The organism is Amycolatopsis orientalis, assembly GCF_000943515.2.
In the GTDB taxonomy this organism is placed as follows: domain Bacteria; phylum Actinomycetota; class Actinomycetes; order Mycobacteriales; family Pseudonocardiaceae; genus Amycolatopsis; species Amycolatopsis orientalis.
The window spans coordinates 205496-223811 of sequence record NZ_CP016174.1; the positions used below are offsets into that span (position 1 = coordinate 205496).

General features: G+C 67.1%; 23 protein-coding genes and 1 tRNA gene. 11 read left to right on the top strand and 13 right to left on the bottom strand.

Annotated elements, in window-relative coordinates; all coding sequences use genetic code 11:
• Positions 1-2 precede the first annotated feature (2 nt).
• The 6 genes from SD37_RS00940 to mug all read right to left on the bottom strand — a co-directional run bounded on the left by SD37_RS00940 (position 3) and on the right by mug (position 5133).
• Entirely contained in the window at positions 3-719 is a 717-nt protein-coding gene (locus SD37_RS00940) for a leucine-rich repeat domain-containing protein (RefSeq protein ID WP_044849387.1), read from the bottom strand.
• Positions 720-740: 21 nt separating this feature from the next.
• Positions 741-1037 carry a GlsB/YeaQ/YmgE family stress response membrane protein gene (locus SD37_RS00945; RefSeq protein WP_037307283.1) on the bottom strand — a complete coding sequence of 99 codons (297 nt, stop codon included), beginning with the start codon at positions 1035-1037 and terminating at the stop codon, positions 741-743.
• Between the two features lie 72 nt (positions 1038-1109).
• Positions 1110-1385: a GlsB/YeaQ/YmgE family stress response membrane protein gene (locus SD37_RS00950; protein ID WP_044849386.1), complete on the bottom strand. Its 276-nt coding sequence runs from the start codon at positions 1383-1385 to the stop codon at positions 1110-1112.
• Between the two features lie 123 nt (positions 1386-1508).
• On the bottom strand, positions 1509-3353 hold the full coding sequence (locus SD37_RS00955; RefSeq protein ID WP_044849385.1) for an acyl-CoA dehydrogenase: 1845 nt from the start codon (positions 3351-3353) through the stop codon (positions 1509-1511).
• A gap of 146 nt (positions 3354-3499) precedes the next feature.
• The gene (locus SD37_RS00960) at positions 3500-4300 is read right to left on the bottom strand and encodes a response regulator transcription factor (protein ID WP_044849384.1); all 801 of its coding nucleotides are present in this window, start codon (positions 4298-4300) and stop codon (positions 3500-3502) included.
• 281 nt (positions 4301-4581) lie between these two features.
• The gene (mug, locus tag SD37_RS00965) at positions 4582-5133 is read right to left on the bottom strand and encodes a G/U mismatch-specific DNA glycosylase (RefSeq protein ID WP_044849383.1); all 552 of its coding nucleotides are present in this window, start codon (positions 5131-5133) and stop codon (positions 4582-4584) included.
• A gap of 28 nt (positions 5134-5161) precedes the next feature.
• Here mug and SD37_RS00970 point away from each other — a divergent pair, with 28 nt between their 5' ends.
• Positions 5162-5815, top strand: coding sequence for a class I SAM-dependent methyltransferase (locus tag SD37_RS00970; RefSeq protein ID WP_044849382.1), 654 nt, complete (start codon positions 5162-5164; stop codon positions 5813-5815).
• A gap of 97 nt (positions 5816-5912) precedes the next feature.
• Entirely contained in the window at positions 5913-6086 is a 174-nt protein-coding gene (locus SD37_RS42995; protein ID WP_162835863.1) for a hypothetical protein, read from the top strand.
• Here the strand turns inward: SD37_RS42995 and SD37_RS00975 are convergent.
• Complete coding sequence (locus tag SD37_RS00975; RefSeq protein WP_037307576.1) at positions 6030-6674, bottom strand: VanZ family protein; 645 nt, start codon at positions 6672-6674, stop codon at positions 6030-6032. The genes SD37_RS42995 and SD37_RS00975 overlap by 57 nt on opposite strands.
• Before the next feature lie 150 nt (positions 6675-6824).
• Here SD37_RS00975 and SD37_RS00980 point away from each other — a divergent pair, with 150 nt between their 5' ends.
• From SD37_RS00980 to SD37_RS00995, 4 genes are all read left to right on the top strand, one after another.
• A complete protein-coding gene (locus SD37_RS00980; RefSeq protein WP_044849381.1) occupies positions 6825-7313 on the top strand; it encodes a GNAT family N-acetyltransferase in 489 nt (162 codons plus the stop codon).
• 14 nt (positions 7314-7327) lie between these two features.
• Positions 7328-8113 carry an alpha/beta fold hydrolase gene (locus tag SD37_RS00985; protein ID WP_044849380.1) on the top strand — a complete coding sequence of 262 codons (786 nt, stop codon included), beginning with the start codon at positions 7328-7330 and terminating at the stop codon, positions 8111-8113.
• 106 nt (positions 8114-8219) lie between these two features.
• On the top strand, positions 8220-9905 hold the full coding sequence (locus SD37_RS00990; protein WP_044849379.1) for a bifunctional metallophosphatase/5'-nucleotidase: 1686 nt from the start codon (positions 8220-8222) through the stop codon (positions 9903-9905).
• Between the two features lie 111 nt (positions 9906-10016).
• Positions 10017-10355 carry an MmcQ/YjbR family DNA-binding protein gene (locus SD37_RS00995; protein ID WP_044849731.1) on the top strand — a complete coding sequence of 113 codons (339 nt, stop codon included), beginning with the start codon at positions 10017-10019 and terminating at the stop codon, positions 10353-10355.
• Here SD37_RS00995 and SD37_RS01000 read toward each other — a convergent pair.
• The gene (locus SD37_RS01000) at positions 10352-10732 is read right to left on the bottom strand and encodes a pyridoxamine 5'-phosphate oxidase family protein (RefSeq protein WP_044849378.1); all 381 of its coding nucleotides are present in this window, start codon (positions 10730-10732) and stop codon (positions 10352-10354) included. The two genes, SD37_RS00995 and SD37_RS01000, sit on opposite strands and share 4 nt — an antisense overlap.
• A 36-nt stretch (positions 10733-10768) precedes the next feature.
• Between SD37_RS01000 and SD37_RS01005 the strand changes: the two genes are divergently transcribed.
• A complete protein-coding gene (locus SD37_RS01005) occupies positions 10769-11170 on the top strand; it encodes a DUF4279 domain-containing protein (RefSeq protein WP_044849377.1) in 402 nt (133 codons plus the stop codon).
• Between the two features lie 115 nt (positions 11171-11285).
• Positions 11286-11939 (top strand): hypothetical protein, encoded by a 654-nt coding sequence (locus SD37_RS01010; RefSeq protein WP_044849376.1) that lies wholly within the window; start codon positions 11286-11288, stop codon positions 11937-11939.
• A gap of 3 nt (positions 11940-11942) precedes the next feature.
• On the opposite strand, the gene SD37_RS01015 is transcribed toward SD37_RS01010, so the two are convergent.
• Together SD37_RS01015 and SD37_RS01020 are read right to left on the bottom strand one after the other, a co-directional pair.
• Positions 11943-12431 carry a GNAT family N-acetyltransferase gene (locus SD37_RS01015; RefSeq protein ID WP_044849375.1) on the bottom strand — a complete coding sequence of 163 codons (489 nt, stop codon included), beginning with the start codon at positions 12429-12431 and terminating at the stop codon, positions 11943-11945.
• Between the two features lie 27 nt (positions 12432-12458).
• Positions 12459-12980 (bottom strand): hypothetical protein, encoded by a 522-nt coding sequence (locus tag SD37_RS01020; protein WP_236725251.1) that lies wholly within the window; start codon positions 12978-12980, stop codon positions 12459-12461.
• A 722-nt stretch (positions 12981-13702) separates the two neighbouring features.
• Here SD37_RS01020 and SD37_RS01025 point away from each other — a divergent pair.
• Entirely contained in the window at positions 13703-13993 is a 291-nt protein-coding gene (locus tag SD37_RS01025) for a hypothetical protein (protein WP_145926498.1), read from the top strand.
• Positions 13994-14344: 351 nt separating this feature from the next.
• Here the strand turns inward: SD37_RS01025 and SD37_RS01030 are convergent, their stop codons facing one another.
• A complete protein-coding gene (locus SD37_RS01030) occupies positions 14345-14998 on the bottom strand; it encodes a YdcF family protein (RefSeq protein ID WP_044849372.1) in 654 nt (217 codons plus the stop codon).
• Positions 14999-15070: 72 nt separating this feature from the next.
• Positions 15071-15141 (bottom strand) — tRNA-Gly (locus SD37_RS01035).
• 112 nt (positions 15142-15253) lie between these two features.
• On the opposite strand from SD37_RS01035, the gene SD37_RS01040 reads away from it, so the two are divergent.
• Together SD37_RS01040 and dcd are read left to right on the top strand one after the other, a co-directional pair.
• Positions 15254-16459, top strand: a complete 1206-nt coding sequence (locus SD37_RS01040; RefSeq protein ID WP_044849371.1) for an oxygenase MpaB family protein — start codon at positions 15254-15256, stop codon at positions 16457-16459.
• 13 nt (positions 16460-16472) lie between these two features.
• Positions 16473-17054 carry a dCTP deaminase gene (gene dcd / locus SD37_RS01045; protein ID WP_016338162.1) on the top strand — a complete coding sequence of 194 codons (582 nt, stop codon included), beginning with the start codon at positions 16473-16475 and terminating at the stop codon, positions 17052-17054.
• On the opposite strand, the gene SD37_RS01050 is transcribed toward dcd, so the two are convergent.
• Positions 17051-18244: an FAD-dependent oxidoreductase gene (locus tag SD37_RS01050; protein ID WP_044849730.1), complete on the bottom strand. Its 1194-nt coding sequence runs from the start codon at positions 18242-18244 to the stop codon at positions 17051-17053. The genes dcd and SD37_RS01050 overlap by 4 nt on opposite strands.
• Positions 18245-18316: the final 72 nt, after the last annotated feature.

Here is an 18316-nt window from a genome sequence, read left to right on the forward strand (position 1 = left end):
GCTCAGCGCAGCACCATGCAGCCGAGGGCTTCGAAGTCCGCGAGCCACAACGGTTCCCGGAGGTCCTTGTTCCACCGCAGATCCAGTTTGTCCAATTTGGACAGCCGGACGAGCGAATCCGGCAGTGCGGTGAGCCGGTTCTCGCGCAGGTCCAGCTGACGCAACTCGCTCAGCTCGCCGATGGACTCCGGCAACGACGTCAGCCGGTTCTTCCGCAGATGCAGTTCGCGCAACGAGGAGAGCGTCCCCAGCGACTCCGGCAGTTCGGTCAATCCGTTGCCGTACAAGCGAAGTTCGCGCAACGACGTCAGTCCGGACAGATCTTCCGGCAGCGTCGAGATGCGGTTGTCCGTACACCCCAGGTACTTCAGCCGCCCGAGCGAGCACAGCACGGCGGGGAACGCGGTCAGCCGGTTGTCGCTCAGGTAAAGGTATTCCGTCAGCCCGGAAAGCTCCCCGAGTTCGTCGGGCACGGCGGAAAGCTCGTTGTGGCCCAGATCCAGCGTGTGCAGCTGCCGCAGCGCGCCGATCGAGGGCGAAATCGACGTCAGCCGGTTGGTGGCGAGGTTCAGCACGCGGAGCCGGGACAGCGACCACAGCTCGTCGGGAACGGACGTCAGCCGGTTGTCGTAGAGGTCCAGGTACTCCAGCGTCGCCGGGAGGGTCGTGCCGGACAGGGAGGTCAGCCCCTGGCCACTGAGTTCGAGTCGAGTGGTCACAGGGGCCGACCGTAGCCCTGATCAGGTGACGGCGCGGTGTCCGCCGCCCTTGACCTTCGCGTAGATGGCGGCCGCGGCGATGACACCGACGACGGCCGCGCCGACCTGGAAGGCGTGCCGGATCCAGTCGATGCCCGGGGTGTCACGGACACCGAACACCCCGGCCAGCCAGTTGCCGATGAAAGCGGCGATGATGCCGACCACGATCGTCAGCCACATCGGGATCTTCTGATCGCCGGACGCCAGCATCCGGCCGATGACACCGAGGATCAGACCGACCACGATCGTGGTGATGATGCCCCAAAGGCCACCCAACATGGTTTCCTCCTTCGCTGGAGATCGATGAGCCCACGGTGGCACCGATCCGGGCTCGTCGCGCCTCAGGACCCCTTACCGGGTGACACCCCGGCGTCCGTAGAGGTTCGCGGCCAGGGCGACACCGACGGCCGCGACCACGATCTGGGTGATGAGTTCGAGCCAGTCGAAGCCCTTGGTGTCCGCGTAGCCGAGCCCACGGGCGATCCAGGTACCGAGGAAGGCGGCGATGATACCGACGATGATCGTCAGCCAGATGGGGATGGACTGCTTGCCGGGGGCGAAGAACCTGCCGAGCACCCCGAGGATCAAACCGACCACGATCGCCGTGATGATGCCGGTGACTGTCATTGAGACTCCTTTGCCGAGGTCTCCGCCGGGAGGCGGACTCAGCACGGAGATGCCCCCCGAAAACCCCCTCGAAACCAGAAAGGCCCTCTCCGCGGAGGAGAGGGCCTTTCGTCACTAAATCGTTTAGAAAGCGGCTTCGGAGATCTCCATAAGGCTGTTGTCAGCGGCCTCGACGATCGCGCGGCGCGCGGTCAGTTCCGGCAGCACGCTCTTGGCGAAGAACGACGCCACGGCGATCTTGCCCTCGTAGAACGGGGTGTCCTTCGCCGACGCGCCCGCGTCGAGCTTGGCGATGGCGACCTCGGCGTGCTTGATGAGCTGCCAACCGATGAGCAGGTCGCCGACCGACATCAGCAGGCGGACCGTGTGCTGGCCGACCTTGTTGATGTTCTGCGGGTCCTCCTGCGACGAGGTCAGGTAGCCGATCAGCGAGCCGAGCATGCCCTGGGTGTCCTCGAGCGCCTGCTTGAGCAGACCGCGCTCGTTCTTGAGCCGCCCGTTGCCGACCTCCGACTCGACGGTCTTCGTGATCTCGCCGGCGACGTAGGCCAGCGAAGCGCCCTTGTCGCGGACGATCTTGCGGAAGAAGAAGTCCAGCGACTGGATGGCCGTGGTGCCTTCGTACAGCGAGTCGATCTTCGCGTCACGGATGTACTGCTCGATCGGGTAGTCCTGCAGGAAGCCGGACCCGCCGAGGGTCTGGAGCGACTGCACGAGCTGCTCGGTGGCGCGCTCCGAGCCGACACCCTTGACGATCGGCAGCAGCAGGTCGTTGACGCCGTGCGCGACCTTCTGCGAAGCCTCGTCGCCCTCGCCGGTCCACACCTGGTCCTGGAACGAGGCCGTGTAGAGGTACACCGCGCGCAGACCCTCGGCGTACGCCTTCTGCAGCATCAGCGAGCGGCGGACGTCCGGGTGGTGGGTGATCGTGACGCGCGGCGCGGTCTTGTTCAGCATGTTCGGCAGGTCGGCGCCCTGGACGCGCTCCTTGGCGTACTCGAGCGCGTTGAGGTAGCCGGTCGACAGCGTCGCGATGGCCTTGGTGCCGACCATCATGCGGGCGTACTCGATGACCTGGAACATCTGGGCGATGCCGTCGTGCACCTCTCCGAGCAGCCAGCCCTTGGCGGGGGTGCCGTGCTGGCCGAAGGTCAGCTCACAGGTGGTCGAAGCCTTGATGCCCATCTTGTGCTCGACGTTGGTCACGAAGGCACCGTTGCGCTCGCCCAGCTCGCCGGTCTTGCCGTCGAAGTGGAACTTCGGCACGAGGAACAGCGAAAGACCCTTGGTGCCGGGACGGGTCTCGATGCCGGGACCCTCGGGACGGGCCAGCACCAGGTGCATGATGTTCTCGACCATGTCGTTCTCGGCCGAGGTGATGAACCGCTTCACGCCGTCGATGTGCCAGGAGCCGTCCTCCTGCTTGACGGCCTTGGTGCGGCCGGCGCCGACGTCGGAACCGGCGTCGGGCTCGGTGAGCACCATCGTTGCGCCCCAGCCGCGATCGATCATGATCTGCGCCCACTGCTTCTGCTCTTCGGTGCCGTTCTTGTCGACGATCCCGGCGAAGCTCGGACCCGCCATGTACATGAACAGCGGCGCGTTGGCGCCGAGGATCAGCTCGGCGGCGGCCCACTGCACGGTCGGGGGCAGGCCGAAGCCGCCCAGCTCGTTCGGCAGGCCCAGCCGCCACCATTCGCCGTCCATCAGCGCCTGGTAGCTCTTCTTGAACGACTCGGGGATCTTCACCGAGAAGGTCTTCGGGTCGTACACCGGCGGGTTGCGGTCCGCGTCCGCGTACGAGTCGGCGAGGGGACCGGAAGCGAGCTTGTTCAGCTCGGTCAGTACGCCGCGCGCGGTCTCCTCGTCGGATTCCGCGAGGACGCCCTTGCCGAGGCGGTCCTGCACGCCGAGGACCTCGAAGAGGTTGAACTCCAGGTCTCGGACGTTGCTCTTGTAGTGGCCCATTTCGTCACTCCAATGTGTTCGGCTCCCCGGCCGGGCACACGTCCCCTACTCGCCGGTAACTTCAGGATATTACCTGTGGGTAACCGGCGGCAAGTGAATGGCCACTGTTGTGATGTGGAAATCAGCAATCTGGGGGGCTTAGGGGGTCAGCGGGGGGACGGGGCGATCGTGGTGGCCGGGGTCGCCTCCGGCGGGGTGTGCGCGTCGTCCGGGGTGGCGATCAGGATGCCGGCGCGGAACGCGATGGTGACCGCGTGTGTCCGGTCGCGGGCCGAAAGCTTGCGCAAGATGCTCTTGACGTGCGTCCTCACCGTTTCGACGGAGAGGAACAGGATCTTCGCGATCCCGGAGTTCTCCAGTCCTTCGGCCACCAGTTGTAGAACCTGGTACTCGCGCCGGGACAGCGGCATCAGGCCGCGGGCGGTCGCCGCCTTGGGCGGTTCGCCCGTCTTGGCGAGCACGGGCTGGCGTTTCGGCCGCGCCGTCAGTGCCGCCAAGGTCGGATCGATGTAGCGGCGGTCACTGTGCGCCCGCCGGATCGCCTCGGTCAGATGGCGTCCGTCGGTCGCCCTCGGCACGATCGCGTGCACCCCGGCCGCGATCGCCGCGGCGAGGTACTGCTGCGTGCGGTTCGTGTCCCTGACCAGCGTGATGATGACCAGCGCCGGATCGCCGCCGCTGAGCAGCCTGGACAGGTGGCAGTTCGGGTCGAGTGCCGAATCCAGCACGATGACGTCCGGTTTGAGCTGCTCGCACAGCTGGAGGGCGGCATGGTGGCTGCCCGCGTGCCCGAGCCACTGGAGCCCGGGGGTGCGGTGGACCAGGGAACTCAGGCCCTCGCAGAAGATCGGGATCGGATCGACGGCGGCCACGCCGAGTCCTCTGCCGCCTGGTGGCGGACCGCCAGGCCTCCCGGCCTGCGTTCGGTTCGGCTCGATGCCTCGCATCACGGACCCCTCCGCTTTCCTGCCCGCTATCCCCGGACAAGAGGACATGACGTCCATTCGGTGCCCACGGCCCCCCGGCGTGGTCACCCTCGTCAACCGGTCCCCCCTGCGGGACCGGACGGGAATAACACCTTGTAACTATTACGAGTCAGTAGGTCCGGAGACGTGACGCGGTATCCCCCTCATAGATGTATCGCATCGTCGCAGCAAACTCTGGGTATCTGCTGGTGGTGGATCTCTTGCTCGAATGAGCGCGTCGACGGGAGATCTTGACGCGTTCGCTACTCAGAGTGGACTTCGGCCCGGAGGCGGCCGAACTCCTCCCCGAGCGTCGCGGGCGTCCAATGCGCGTTCAGCCCGCTCGGATTCGGCAGCACCCAGACCCGGGCGCCGCCGATCTCGGCGTCCTGGGGACCGACCTTCGCCTTCGGCAGGCCGAACGCGGTCCGGAAGGCCGTGATCCCGACCACGGCGAGCCAGCGCGGCCGGTATTCGGCGACCTTCGCCGTGAGCAGCCGTCCGCCTTCGCGGAATTCGTCCGGTGACAGCTCGTCGGCCCGTGCCGTCGTCCGCGCGACGACGTTGGTGATGCCGAGTCCGTAGCCGATCAGCTCGTCCTGCTCACTGGGGTCGAGCTGCCGGGGTGTGAAGCCGCCGCGGTGCAGCGCGGGCCAAAAGCGGTTCCCCGGCCTGGCGAAGTGCAGGCCGAGCGCGCCCGAGTAGAGGCCGGGGTTGATCCCGCAGAACAGCACGTCCAGATCCGGCGCGATGACGTCGTCGATGGTCTTGCCGTACGCGGCGGCCAGCTGGTCCTTGGTCGGTCGTGTCCTCACCCGGCCAGTTTCCGGCACGCTGGCGGGTATGGATCAGGGGGCTTTCACGGCCGACGGCTGTTCGGTGGAGGTGTACCGGCTGCTGCCGCCCGCGGGCGAGCCCGGGATCGTGCACGCGGCGGTTCCGGGCGGCGCGTCGATCCTGGAACTCGGCAGCGGCAGCGGGCGGATCACGCACGGCCTGCTCGACCTGGGCCATCCGGTGGTCGCGGTGGACGATTCGCCGGAGATGCTCGCCCACGTCCGCGCCGAGACGGTCTGTTCGAAGATCGAGGACCTGCGGCTCGACCGGCTCTTCGACGCGGTGCTGCTCGGCAGTCACCTGGTCAACACCGCCGACGAGGCCGTCCGGGCGGCCTTCCTGGCCGCGGCCCGGTGGCATGTCTCGCCCGGTGGGCGGGTGCTCGTCGAATGGCATCCGCCGGAGTGGTTCGAAACGGTCCGGGACGGCCAAGGCGGACGGCTCGGCGAGGTCGACCTCCGGCTCGGCGAGATCGTCCGGGACGGCGATCTGCTGTCGGCCGTCGTCCGGTATTCGTCAGGGGACCGGTGGTGGAGCCAGCCGTTCACCTGCCGCTGTCTGCCGCTTCCCGCGCTGGACGCCGCCCTGACCGCCGCCGGATTGACCTTCGACCGGTGGTGCACCGCGGACCGGACCTGGTTCGCCGCGCTCCCGGCGTGACCGGCGCCACGATCCGTCGTCGCGAGGGGTGGCCAAGTCACCACGAACTGCGTACAGTTTGTGATCTCGCGCACAAGGTCGTCTTCGAGGAGGGGTTTTGCAGCTCTCGCTCATCCTCGGGCTGGTCGCGGTGATCTTCCTGGTGGCCACGGTGCTGGTGGTCCTGGAAGACCGGCGGGCCGCGCGGCGCGCGGCCGAGCGGCGGCGGGCGCGGTTAGCGAGCCTGGGCGAAGTCGATCCGCTCGCGGCGCAGCGGCTGCTCGACCGGTGAAGGAACCGGCTTCCGCACGAGGCTGAGCAGCAGGGCTCCGGCGATCCAGCCGAGCATCGCGCCGCCGGTGTTGTTGAGCAGGTCGTCGACGTCGAAGATCCGGTAGACGTAGGGCGCGGTGCCGAAGTTCGCGGTCAGCTGGGTGATCTCGATCAGCAGCGAAGCGGCGAGGCCGAGCAGCGTGGTGCCGATGAGGCCGCGCTTCCAGAGCGTCCTGGCGAAGAAACCGAGCGGGACGAACAGCAGCACGTTCATGGTGGCCTGCTGGAAGGTCTGGGTGGTGAACCAGTCGGCGGCGGGCAGCCCGTGCTTGAGCAGTTCGGTGTGGATGTCGGCGACCCATTGGAACGGGTTCAGCTGGACGGTCTGGCTCAGCCGTTTCGCGCCGGGGCCGGGCAGCGGCAGGAAGGTCACCGCCAAGGTCATGCTCCCGTAGAGGAGCACGGCGGCCATGGTCAGGACGGGACGAAGGCGCACCTGGCCGTGCCGGGCGTGCAGGATGATCAGCTGCGGGATCAGCAGCGTCGCCCACAGCGCGAAGAAGCCGATCAAGCCGTACTGCAGGGCGGTGACCTGTGCGTTCGTCATGACACCGACGTTATGGATCACCAGGGTCCCGCCACTTCGGTCGAAGGGCCGCGGCAGGCGGGATCGGATCGGCCGACCGGCCGATCCCCGTCTTGGCCGATCGGCGATATTCGCTCCCCATCACCGCGATGGCCGTGGGATTCTTCCCGGATGGTGCTCGTGCGACGGCTGACCGCCGGAGATCTCGACGTCTTCCGTGAGATCCGCTTGCGTGCCCTCACGGACACCCCCGAGAACTACGGTTCGATCGCCGCGGCCGAACGGGAGCAGCCCGACGAAGAATGGCTCGCGAGGCTGGAAGGGGACGCCTGGTTCGCCGCCTTCGACGCCGATCGCCCGGTCGGCCTGGTCGCCGGGCGAGCACGCGACGGGAGCTGGATCCTCTATTCGATGTGGGTCGCCCCCGAAGCGCGAGGTCAGGGGCTGGCCGCGAGGCTGATGGGTGAGGTGCGGGCGGCCGCCGAGGCCGACGGCGCCCGCGAGGTCTGGTTGCACGTCGCGGAGGACAACGACCGGGCGCGGCGGCTGTACCTGCGGCTCGGGTTCATCGCGACGGGGGACCTGGAGCCGATGCCGAACGACGTCGGCCGGCGGCGCGAGCGTCTTTATTTACCTGTTACCGCCGGTAGCAGTAAATAACCTAGTCTCGGGGGATGGACAACGTCGTCTTCGACCGCGCGGGCCAAGGCGAGCCGCTGGTGCTCATCCACGGGGTCGGCCACCGCCGTCAGGCCTGGTCACCCGTGCTCCCGCTGCTCACGCCGCATCGGGACGTCATCGCCGTCGACCTGCCCGGCTTCGGCGAATCGGCCCCGCACGCCGGTGGCTACGGCATCGAGGCCGCCGTCGAGATGTTCGGGAGGTTCTTCCGCGACCACGGCCTCGGTAAACCGCACGTCGCGGGCAACTCGCTCGGCGGCCTGCTCTCGCTCGCGCTCGGGGAAGCGGGTCTCGTCCGCAGCGTGACGGCGTTGTCCCCGGCCGGACTGTGGACGCCGAGGCAGCAGCGGTACGCGCTGAGCATGCTGCGCACCCACCGCCTGCTCGCCGAGCGGATCCCCGAACGCACCGCCCGGCGTCTCGCCGCGACCCCGGCGGGCCGGTCGATGCTGACCGGCATGATCGTCGGCCGCCCGGACCGGCTCACCACGCAGGTCGTCATGGAGGACATGCGCGCGCTCGCCGGCTGCCCCGGCTTCCGCCCGACGCTGGAACAGGCCAGGGGCGGCTTCCGGTTCGCGGGCGTCGTCGAGGACATTCCGGTGACCATCGCGTGGGCGGGGCGCGACCGCATCCTCGCCCGCCCGAAGGCCGCCGAGCTGCGCCGGATCGCGCCGAAGGCCGAACTGCTCGTCCTTCCCGGCTGCGGGCACGTGCCGATGAGTGACGAGCCGGAGCTGGTGGCGCGCGTGCTGCTGAACGGTTCACGCGCCATGTGACGTTTGCTTATCGTCCTGCTTTCGCCTCTGGTGATCGTCAAGTTCGCCAGGCAAACTCCTCCGCCGTGCGCCCGTTGGGGACTCCGGGCGCGAATCGGAGGAAAGAATGAAGCTCTCTACCCGCCTGGCCGTGCTCGCGGGTGCCACGCTGACCGCGCTGGCCACCGTCGCCGGGCCCGCGTCCGCGGCGACGGCCACCACCGACGTCCGGATCATCACGTTCAACGACCTGCACGGCAACCTCGAACCGCCGTCCGGTTCGAGCGGGCGCGTCACGCTGCCCGGTGGCGCGACGGTCAACGCGGGTGGCGCCGCCTATCTCGCGACGCATTTGAAGCGGCTTCGCGGTGAAGTGGCCAACTCCGTCGTGCTCTCGGCAGGGGACAGCATCGGCGCGTCGCCGGTGATCTCGGCGCTGTTCCACGACGAGCCGACCGTCGAACTGCTGAACCTGCTCGGCGTCGAGGCTTCCGTGGTGGGCAACCACGAATTCGACGAAGGTCTCAAGGAACTCCGCCGGATGCAGAACGGCGGCTGCCATCCGACCGACGGCTGCCAGTTCCGGAAGTCCTTCGAGGGCGCGAACTTCCCGTTCCTCGGGTCCAATGTGTACTACGAGAACGGCATCCCCGCGCTGCTGCCGTTCAGTATCGAGTTCTCCGGCGGCGTCCCGATCGGCGTCATCGGCGCGACGCTGAAGGACCTGCCGCAGGTCGTCACCCCGGAGGCGATCAAGGGCCTGAAGTTCGGTGACGAGGTCCAGGCGATCGACCGCACCGCCAAACTGCTCGACCTGTTCGGGATCAAGGCGCAGGTCGTCCTGCTGCACCAGGGCGACAGCTCCGAGACCGCGGGTCCGGACGAATGCAAGGTCCGGCCGGGCGCCGCGACCGCCATCGCGCGACAGGTGACGTCCACAGTGGACGCGATCTTCACCGGGCACAGCCACCAGCAGTACAACTGCTCGATCGAGGACCCCGCGGGCAAGCCGCGTCCGGTGATCCAGGGTGCGTCGTTCGGCCGTCTGCTTTCGGTCGTCGACCTCAAGATCGACCGCCGGACCCGCGACGTCGTCCGCGGCGAGACCAAGGCGCACAACGAGATCGTCACCCGCGACGTCACGCCGGACGCCGACGTGCAGAAGCTGATCGACGAGGCCAAGGTCAAGGCCGCGCCGATCGCGAACAAGGCCGTCGGCACCATCACCGCCGACCTGGTAGCCAAGGGCGCGGCCTCCGGTGAGTCCCCGCTCGGCGACGTCATCGCGGACGCCCAGCTCGCGGCCACGCGGAGCAACAACGCGCAGATCGCCATGACGAACCCGGGCGGCATCCGCACCGACTTCACCTACGCGTCCTCGCCCGCCGGTGAAGGCGACGGTGTCGTGACCTACGGCGAGGCGTTCGCCGTGCAGCCGTTCGCGAACATCATGCAGACGATCACGCTCACCGGCGCGAACCTGAAGAACGTCCTCGAACAGCAGTGGCAGGCGAACGGCGTCGTGCGGACACTGCAGATCTCGAAGTCGCTGAAGTACTCGTACTCGGCGTCGGCGGCCCAGGGGGCGCGTATCTCGAACCTGACGCTCAACGGCACGCCGATCGATCCGGCGGCGTCGTACCGCGTTTCGGTGAACAACTTCCTCGCCGCCGGCGGGGACGGCTTCACCGAGTTCACCAAGGGGACCGATCTTTCCGGTGGTCCGGTGGACCTCGACGCGCTGATCGACTACTTCGCGGCGAACCCGGGTATCGCTCCGCCTCCCGCGGACCGGATCACCGTCCTGCCGTAGCCCCCCGGCGCGCGCCATGAAAGGTCCTTTCCTTGCGAAATTTGCGAGGAAAGGACCTTTCCTTGCGTTCACGGCGTGGTTTTGTCAGTGACCCAGGGCACAATGTCCGCCATGACGACCTGGGAAGAAGTCGTGGACCTGGCCGGCAGGCTGCCCGAGGTCGAGGTGTCCACGTCGTACCGCACGCCGTCGCTCAAGGTCGCGGGCAAGAGCTTCGCCCGGCTGCGCACCGAGGCCGAGGGCGGATTGATGCTGTTATGCGAGCACGCGGAGAAGGAGGCCCTGCTGGCTTCCGGCGATCCCGCGTACTTCACCACCCCGCATTACGACGGCTACGGCGCGATCCTCGTCGACCTGGAGAAGGCCGACAAAGCGCAGTTGCGTGAACTCATCGAGGAAGCCTGGCGGATGAAGGCGCCCGCCAGGCTCACGAAGGGGCTGGACGACTAGCGGAGCAACCACCGTTTCACCGGGACTTCCAGCAGGACCCTGGCACCGAAGGGTTCGATCTCCTCGCCGGCGGCCCAGCCGTCGTACTTCGCCGCCAGCGCCGCGAGAACGTCTTCGCGCAGAGCCCCGCGATGGACGCGAGCCGAGCCCTCGGCGACCGCGGGCGCGTCACCGTCTTCGAGCGCGATGCTGACGCGCGGATCGTCGCCGACGTTGCGCACCTTCACGTTCCGCTCACCGCTGCCGATCCAGAAGACGTCGTCGAGATACACGAACCACACCGGCGTGACATGCGGCGAACCGTCCGCGCGAAGCGTGCACAACCAGGCGTTTCGTTCCCTGGCGAGGCGTTCGATAAGCGATTGATCACGATTCACCTGGTCAGCTTGCCCGAAAGCTAGGGTCCGGGGCGTATGAAGGTCCACCAGTACTGCTCCTTCGCTTTGAAGAGCGAAACCGTGTCCGCCGGGGAGATCTCCGCGCGGCTCGGCATGCAGCCCGACGAGGCCCTGGTACTGGGTTCACGGTCCGCCGAACACCGGTTGCCGCGGATGCACACGTGGAAGGTGACCCATCGTGGCCCGGGCCCGGTCGACGACCAGATCGAGAGCGTGATCGGCAGGCTCGCCCCGGTCCGCCCGGGAATCCGGAAACTGGTGGACGAGGGCGCGAGCGCGGTACTGCAGGTCGTCCGCTACTTCCATCACCGCGACGGCGGCGAGGAGTTCGGCTGGCACCTTTCGCCCGCCGTCCTCGCCTTCCTCACCGAAGCCGCCGCGGCGCTGGACGTCGACGAGTACGACCTCAGCGAATGATCCGCCCGGCGACCGAGGGCCGCCGCCGCCCCTTCGGCTGAGCCGGTGCGCGGCGGCGACGCCGGAGATGGTGGGATGGTGCCCCACAGCCGGACAACCCCGTTGGGAGCCCAGCATGTCGAGCGAGAACTGGCCGCTGCGTCAGGATCCGGAGTCGCCGGTCATCATCTCCCGGTCGCTGGTGGAGGATCCGTCGAACCTCGCGTTCGTCGTACTCGACGACGACGGCGACTGGTTCATCAGCGACGGCAACGAGTTCTCCGAAGACATGGAACTCAACCGCGACGCGTTCGGCTCGCTGCCCCTGCGGGACGCGGTGGACCTCATCCCCGAACTCACCGCGCTCGCCGGCCTCCCCACCGGCATGGCCGCCGACTGGGACCCGGAGCGGCGCGCGTGGCTGCTGAGCTCGGTCGCCGACTCCGATGACGACGACGAAGACCTGTTGGTGCGCGCCGCCCGCCTCGCGGCGTGGACGCACCCCGGTTCGCCGCTGGAAGAAGTGCAGGTGAGCGCCGAACTCGCCGAGATCTCCACCGACCCCGCCGCCCCGGCCCGCGCCGTGCGCCAGGTCGTCCGCGAGGCGGACGGCACCTGGCTGCTCGTCGGCTTCCAGGTGCCGGAGAACGAGGACTTCGAGGTCGAAGCCCTGGAGATGGAGCACGCCGTCACGCTGTACCCGGACGTCGCGCTGGTGCTGAGCGCCGCGCCCGGCCAGGTGTACGACCGCGCCAGCGCCGACGCCCCTTGGGAACTCGTCGAAGGCTGACCCTCAGCCGAAGTCGCAGTACATGACGTGCAGCCCGATGCGCCCCAGCGTCGGGTGCTCGAACGCGCCCGGCACCGTCCCGACGATCTTGACCCCGAGCCGCTCGTAGACCCGGATCCCGGCGGCGTTCGCCTCGGTGACCGCGTTGAACTGCATCCCCGCGAAACCCTGCGCCCGCGCCCATTCCAGTGCATGCGCGCACAGCGCACTGCCGATTCCCTTGCCGCGAACGTCCTTGTCCACCATGAAACTGGCCGTCGCCACATGCGATCCCGGCCCGGCGCGATTCGGCCCCATCTTCGCCGTCCCGAGCACCCGGCCGTCCTCGATCGCGACCACCGTCCGGCCGGGCGGCGACTCGACCCAGGTTCGGCGAGCGTCGGCCTCGGTGAGGTTCGGGTCGTAGGTGTAAGTGTCGGCTGCCTGCACGACCTCGCGCACGATCGGCCACACCTGCGCCCAGTCGTCGTTCGTGAACCCCCGGATCTCCATGTCCCGCACCGTAACAACGCTCGGAAATCAATAACCGGCCCGGCGGTTCTGGAACCACCGCCGGGCGAAGCCGGAACCCAAGAGCAGCCCGGCGCCCGCCAAACCCGCGCCGATCCAGGTCTCCGTCGTGCCGGATTCCCGCTCGACGCGCGTTCCCGGCGGCAACCCTGCCGCGATCTCGTCGATTTTCGCCTGGACCGAACGATGGTCGAAGACGTTCAAACCACCGTCCTCCGCCAACGTGGCCAACCAGTTGCGAACTTCGTCGTTCTGTGCGGGCGAAAAGCCGGGGAATTCGACAGACGACGTCCGGATTCCGCCGCCTATGCACCTCAGTGGCTCGCCGGTGGACGCGTCGAGGTATTGCCCTTTCGGCCCGCATTCGTCACCCGGCTTGGCGAAAACGACCGTGTATGGCCCTGGCTCATCGCCCGTGTTCAGGCCGACAGCGAGGAAGATCCCGCCGAACAGCAAGAGCGGAAGTACCAGCGCGCCCGCCAGCACGATGAGCAAAGCGACCGCTGTGCTGTCACCCGAGATTCTTGGCACGGTGCGGAACGTAACAGGGAGCGGTACAAATCCGGTCCATCGCTGATCACCGTCGGGGACACCTCGACTACGCTTACGCAGCGTTACATGAACTTGCGCGCCAGGCACAATGCGTACACCGCATTCCCGAGTGGGGAGCGTGACCGCGGCTGGGATGGGGATATGACGACTGGAGGGAACCCGGTGTCGGCTGCGTTGGCAGCACTCAGGCAACTGGCCGAGGTGCAGCCGGACACCGAGTCGCCGCGTGGTCGTTTTCGCACAGTCGGTGTATTCGACGGCGAAAGCGATCTCGGTCGGCGTGCCAAGGTGATAGCTCGACACGAACTCGGCGGCGGATCGAGTAAGTTGGCGTGACTCTGATCGACACGGGGCCGTGGTCGCGGTAGGCAACTGACACGACGATGATCACGAACGCTGCACGGAGCTTCCGCCTTCGATGCTCGAACTGCTGGTCTTGCCAGAGTCGCTACTGGTAGAGACCGGCTACATGCTTACTCGCGTGTCGGCCCCTCAGCAGTCAGACCCCTGTTGTACGAATGCCGGATGCTAGACGCGTTGCTGTAACGGATTTTGCCGCAGCGACGACCCTCCGAGGACCGTGCAAGGAGGTGATTGCGTAAGACTGCGCAGCGTCACGCTTTCGGCGTGTAAAGCAACGTCCTGTTAGTCTGGATCTATCTATACGGAGTTCGTGTGGATTTTTCAACATTAACTGGTCTGTGGCGACAGTGGTGGCCGCACTGGCTGGTTTGGTCGCGGCAAGACGTAGAGAAAATCGTCTACGAAGTTCGATCCAAGAAAATTTGAACTCGATTGAGAAGTTGCGCGAACTGACGTTGGACAGCGAAAACGTGCTTGTTGGAAAGTTCGAGGCGGCGCTTTCGATCCAGATCGATAGTCTGCTTGGCATGGAGGAGGCGCATGCGAGGGGGAAGTGGCGAAACTGGCCATCTCTTGCGGCAGCCTTTCTGTTAACTGCCATTGCTTCTGCGCCGATGTGGCTCATGTGACGCCCTCAAGCCTGGTACACATGGACTCTGTTTGTGGCGCTTGGAGCTTTCTCGATTATGTTGATAATGTCGGGACTTATGGCGTGGCGCAAAGGGTCAAATGAGGGCAAGACTGTGAAGTCGCGGAAGAGTTGAGTAGAGATACGTTCCATGTGGTCTGGGGCTGGCGCTCCGTTCGATTCGGGCGACCCGGGGAAGTCGTTCTTATAACTTAAATCTTTTCTGCGTGAGGTTCGAAGGATTTCCAGGGTGCAGGAAGGTTTCTGTCCCGGTCCAGGTGGAACGTGTCTTAATGGCAACGTATGAACGCGACGTACGTGCTCTTCCGGTCCAGCTCCGAACACACTTTCGTTAGATCAGGCGTTCTGCGAAACCTTCTTGGACCAAGCGGTCGTACGCGTTTGTGACGTTGTTCGGGACCTTCTGCTGGATGGCGAAGCCGCGTTCGGCGTAAACGGTGATCCGCTGTGTATCGCCGACCAGCATGTTGATCACGCGCTCCACGTCGCCGATGCTCCCGACGTAGTCATCCAGCGGTAATGGCCGGGAAGCGCAGATGACGTCGATCTCGGGCCAGAGCTTCTTGCAGGTCGCGTAGGCGCGTCGCTGCTGGTACGGCCGTGAGATGAGGACGACCGACCCGACCTCGACGCCGCGAGACTCCAGCAGCTTCCGGGTAAGCGTGATGTTGTCCCCGGTGTTCCGCGCCTCGGGTTCGATCAGGATCGCGTCATCCGGCACGTCCAGATCAAGCGCGTGTTCGCGGTAGTGCACTGCCTCACCGCGCGGGAAGCGTTCGACGGTCGTCGGGGCGTTGGCTCCGGTGAAGACGATGAGCGGGAACATTCCAGCGTGGAACAGTTCCGCGGTGTAGGTGGCGACGCCGAGGTCGTGGCTGCCGAGCCCGATCCCCACATCGGTGGGCCGGAGTTCGTGGTGCATGTCGTGGTAGTCCCAGAGCGTCTGGACGTCGGCGCGGAGATCGTCCGGCAAGGTCTTGGTCATCGGGGACTCCGAAGCAAAGCGAAAGCCCCAGGTCCACAGTGGACATCCACTGACCTGGGGCTTTCGCAGGAGAGCGGATGACGGGAATCGAACCCGCGTATTCAGCTTGGGAAGCTGATGTTCTACCATTGAACTACATCCGCAGTGCTCGGCCAGCATACATGGTCCGGATCTCTCCTTGCCAAGACCCCACCTTGTCTTGACGCCACCACCTCCAAGTGACAACACTTGTTGTCTACGTCGGAGGTGAGCCGGATGGACAAGAGGCTGCCCGATCCCGAGCTGTTCCGCCAAGGCGGGTTCCGGGTCGCGTCGAGGCTGTTCATCGAGGGCGACATCAGGGGCGACGAGCGCCAGGTGGCCCGGCTGCGGAAGTTCGCGCAGCGGGAGGATCCGGCGGTCGACGTGCTGGTGCCCTACCTGCGGAACGGCGGTCGGAAAACCTTCGAACAGGCGCTGCGGCAAGGCATCGACAGCGTCGAGGGCGCGCCGAAGGAACTCGAAGCGTTCTTCCGTGACGTCGAGGCGACGCCGTACTGGGTCGACCAGGACAGGCTGGAGCGCGGGGCGCGGGCGATCACGCGCGCCGGGTTGCTCGGGCTCTTCCCGCTCGGCGACGTCTCGTTGATGGGCGGGTACCTCGCGTCGCGCGCCACGAAGTCGCTCGTCGGGACGGGCGAGATCGAGTACAAGGCGGCGCGGCGCCTCGTCGAGACTGCGACGTGGTGGATCCACGTGACCACGCCGGGAGCGCTTGTGCCCGGTGGGCACGGGTACGAGTCCGCCTTGCGGGTGCGGGTGGTGCACGCGCATGTCCGCGCCGCGATGAATCGCCGCGAGGACTGGGATTACGCCGCTTGGGACAGGCCGGTCAACCAGGTCCAGACCGCGGGCACTCTCCTCCTCTTCTCCCTTGTCTACGTCTTCGGCACGCAACTGCTCGGACTCCGCTACAGCGCCCGCGAGCGCGCCGACATCCTGCATCTCTGGCGTTACGTCGGCTGGCTGATGGGTGTCGACGAGGAACTCCTGCCCGCCGGGGAGGACGACGCCTGGCGGTTGCTGTGGCTGCTCGCCACCACCGAGTTCATCCCGGACGACGACTCGAAACGGCTCGCCGCGGCGCTCATGAAGGCACACGCCGGGATCGGCGAGGGCCGGGGCGCGTTCGGCAAGGTGCTCGCGCACGTGTCGGTCGCGGGGCACGGGGCGATCAGCAGGCTGCTGCTCGGCAAGAGCAACGCCGACTTCCTGGAGCTGCCCGACGATCCGCTCGCGCAGGCGGCCGTGGTCGCGGTGGCGGGCGCCAACTTCGCCGCCGAGACCGTCCGGCGGCTGGTGCCGGGGGCGACGGCACTCCAGGAGCGGATCGGGGCGGCCGGGCGGCGCCATTATCTGCGGCAGGTCACCAAGGTGTTCCGGCTCGACCCGACCTACGGCAGGCACATGAAGGCCGCTTGACTACGCTGACCGGGTGCTCCTCAGCGACCGTGACCTCCGTAAAGAGCTCGACGCCGGCCGTCTCGGTGTCGACCCGTTCGACCCGACGATGGTCCAGCCGTCGAGCATCGACGTGCGCCTCGACCGCTTCTTCCGCGTGTTCGACAACAGCAAGTACACGCACATCGACCCGCAGCTCCAGCAGGACGAACTGACGTCGCTGGTCGAGAAGGAGGGCGAAGACCCCTTCGTCCTCCACCCTGGCGAGTTCGTCCTCGGCTCCACCTATGAGACCGTGACGCTGGCCGACGACCTCGCCGGCCGTCTGGAGGGCAAGTCGTCCCTCGGCCGCCTCGGCCTGCTCACCCACTCCACGGCGGGCTTCATCGACCCGGGCTTCTCCGGCCACATCACGCTCGAACTCTCGAACGTGGCGAACCTGCCGATCACGCTCTGGCCCGGGATGAAGATCGGCCAGCTCTGCATCTTCCGCCTGTCCAGCGCGGCGGAGTTCCCGTACGGCTCGAACGAGGCCGGCTCGCGTTACCAGGGCCAGCGGGGACCGACCCCGAGCCGCGCGTACAAGAACTTCCACCGCGTGGACACCTGGCGCTAACCCAAGGCGGGCGCTTCCCAGTCGATCCGGTGCCGCCACATGAAGGCGTTCGGATCCTCTTCCGGCGGGTTCTTGAACGCCCGCGTGATGAAGAAGTCCCGGATCACCCGGCCGACGGGGCCGGCCGCCTTCGAGTCGCCGTTGCGCTTACCGCGCTCGACGACGGCCTCCACGCGTTCGCGTCGCAGTTCTTCGTAGGCGGCGAGCGCCTTCGGGATCGAAGGGAGGTCACGCAGGCATCGCGCCAGCGTGACGGCGTCTTCGATGGCCATCGAGGCGCCCTGGCCCGCCGCCGGTGAGGTCGCGTGGGCGGCGTCGCCGATGATCACCATCCGGTCCGTCCGCCAGGTCGGCACGCTCGGGAAGTCGTACGTCGCCCACGGCCGGTAGACCTCCCGCGTCGCGCGCACGATCTCGACGGCGGGGGTGCGGTCCACCGCGAGCTGCCGGATCAGGTCGCCGCGCCAGGCGTCGCCGGTCATCGCGGCGAGGTCGGCGGGGGACGGCTCCTGCTTCCGGGGGACGTTCGCGAACCACCAGACGCCGCCGTCCGGATGGATGACGTGGGCGAAGAACAGCCGCTTGCCGAAGGTCATGTGCATGACACCGGGTTCGCCGTCCAGCCGCAGGCCCTCGGCCACCCCGCCGGTGTTCAGCAGCGGCACGTAGCGCGGCGACGGCGCCTGCGGGTCGATGATCCGCCGCACCCGCGACCGGAGCCCGTCCGCGCCGACCAGCAGCTCGCCTTCCGCCGACGAACCGTCGTCGAACGTCGCGCGCACGCCGTCACCGGTCTCCCGCGCGCCGGTCAAACGCTTGCCGTAGTGGACCTCGATGCCGCGTCTGATGGCTTCGTCGCGCAGGCCGAGGTAGAGGTCGGAGCGGAGCACGGTCTGGCTCACGGTGCCGTCCTCCAGCGGCCCGCCCAGCGGTAGTTCCGCCACTTCCCGTCCGTTCCCCAGCCGCATCTTTATCCGCGGTGTGTCGAAGCCCAGGCCTTTGACCACGTCTTTCAGGTTCAGCGGGGCCAGCGCGTCGAGCCCGTTCACCGCGAGGGTCAGGAACGCCCCGACCCCTTCCGCGGTCCGGTCGTACGCCTCGTGGACCACCGGTTCGTGGCCCGTCTCGTGCAGTGCGATCGCCGTGATCGTGCCCGCGATACCCCCACCGGCGATCAGTACCTTCGCCATGTCGTTCACCCCATCGAATCTCTTAGAAACTAATTCGTTCTATCGAACTAAAGACTCCGCTAGGCTGGACGG

Coding starts and splice junctions, on each gene's coding strand:
- SD37_RS01005 (WP_044849377.1), top strand. CDS start 10,769: ATGAAGGTCCACCAGTACTGCTCCTTCGCTTTGAAGAGCGAAACCGTG.
- SD37_RS00950 (WP_044849386.1), bottom strand. CDS start 1,385: ATGACAGTCACCGGCATCATCACGGCGATCGTGGTCGGTTTGATCCTC.
- SD37_RS00945 (WP_037307283.1), bottom strand. CDS start 1,037: ATGTTGGGTGGCCTTTGGGGCATCATCACCACGATCGTGGTCGGTCTG.
- SD37_RS00980 (WP_044849381.1), top strand. CDS start 6,825: ATGGTGCTCGTGCGACGGCTGACCGCCGGAGATCTCGACGTCTTCCGT.
- SD37_RS00975 (WP_037307576.1), bottom strand. CDS start 6,674: ATGACGAACGCACAGGTCACCGCCCTGCAGTACGGCTTGATCGGCTTC.
- SD37_RS00985 (WP_044849380.1), top strand. CDS start 7,328: ATGGACAACGTCGTCTTCGACCGCGCGGGCCAAGGCGAGCCGCTGGTG.
- SD37_RS00990 (WP_044849379.1), top strand. CDS start 8,220: ATGAAGCTCTCTACCCGCCTGGCCGTGCTCGCGGGTGCCACGCTGACC.
- SD37_RS01015 (WP_044849375.1), bottom strand. CDS start 12,431: ATGGAGATCCGGGGGTTCACGAACGACGACTGGGCGCAGGTGTGGCCG.
- SD37_RS00960 (WP_044849384.1), bottom strand. CDS start 4,300: ATGCGAGGCATCGAGCCGAACCGAACGCAGGCCGGGAGGCCTGGCGGT.
- SD37_RS01030 (WP_044849372.1), bottom strand. CDS start 14,998: ATGACCAAGACCTTGCCGGACGATCTCCGCGCCGACGTCCAGACGCTC.
- SD37_RS01040 (WP_044849371.1), top strand. CDS start 15,254: ATGGACAAGAGGCTGCCCGATCCCGAGCTGTTCCGCCAAGGCGGGTTC.
- SD37_RS01050 (WP_044849730.1), bottom strand. CDS start 18,244: ATGGCGAAGGTACTGATCGCCGGTGGGGGTATCGCGGGCACGATCACG.
- SD37_RS01010 (WP_044849376.1), top strand. CDS start 11,286: ATGTCGAGCGAGAACTGGCCGCTGCGTCAGGATCCGGAGTCGCCGGTC.
- SD37_RS00970 (WP_044849382.1), top strand. CDS start 5,162: ATGGATCAGGGGGCTTTCACGGCCGACGGCTGTTCGGTGGAGGTGTAC.
- SD37_RS00995 (WP_044849731.1), top strand. CDS start 10,017: ATGACGACCTGGGAAGAAGTCGTGGACCTGGCCGGCAGGCTGCCCGAG.
- SD37_RS00955 (WP_044849385.1), bottom strand. CDS start 3,353: ATGGGCCACTACAAGAGCAACGTCCGAGACCTGGAGTTCAACCTCTTC.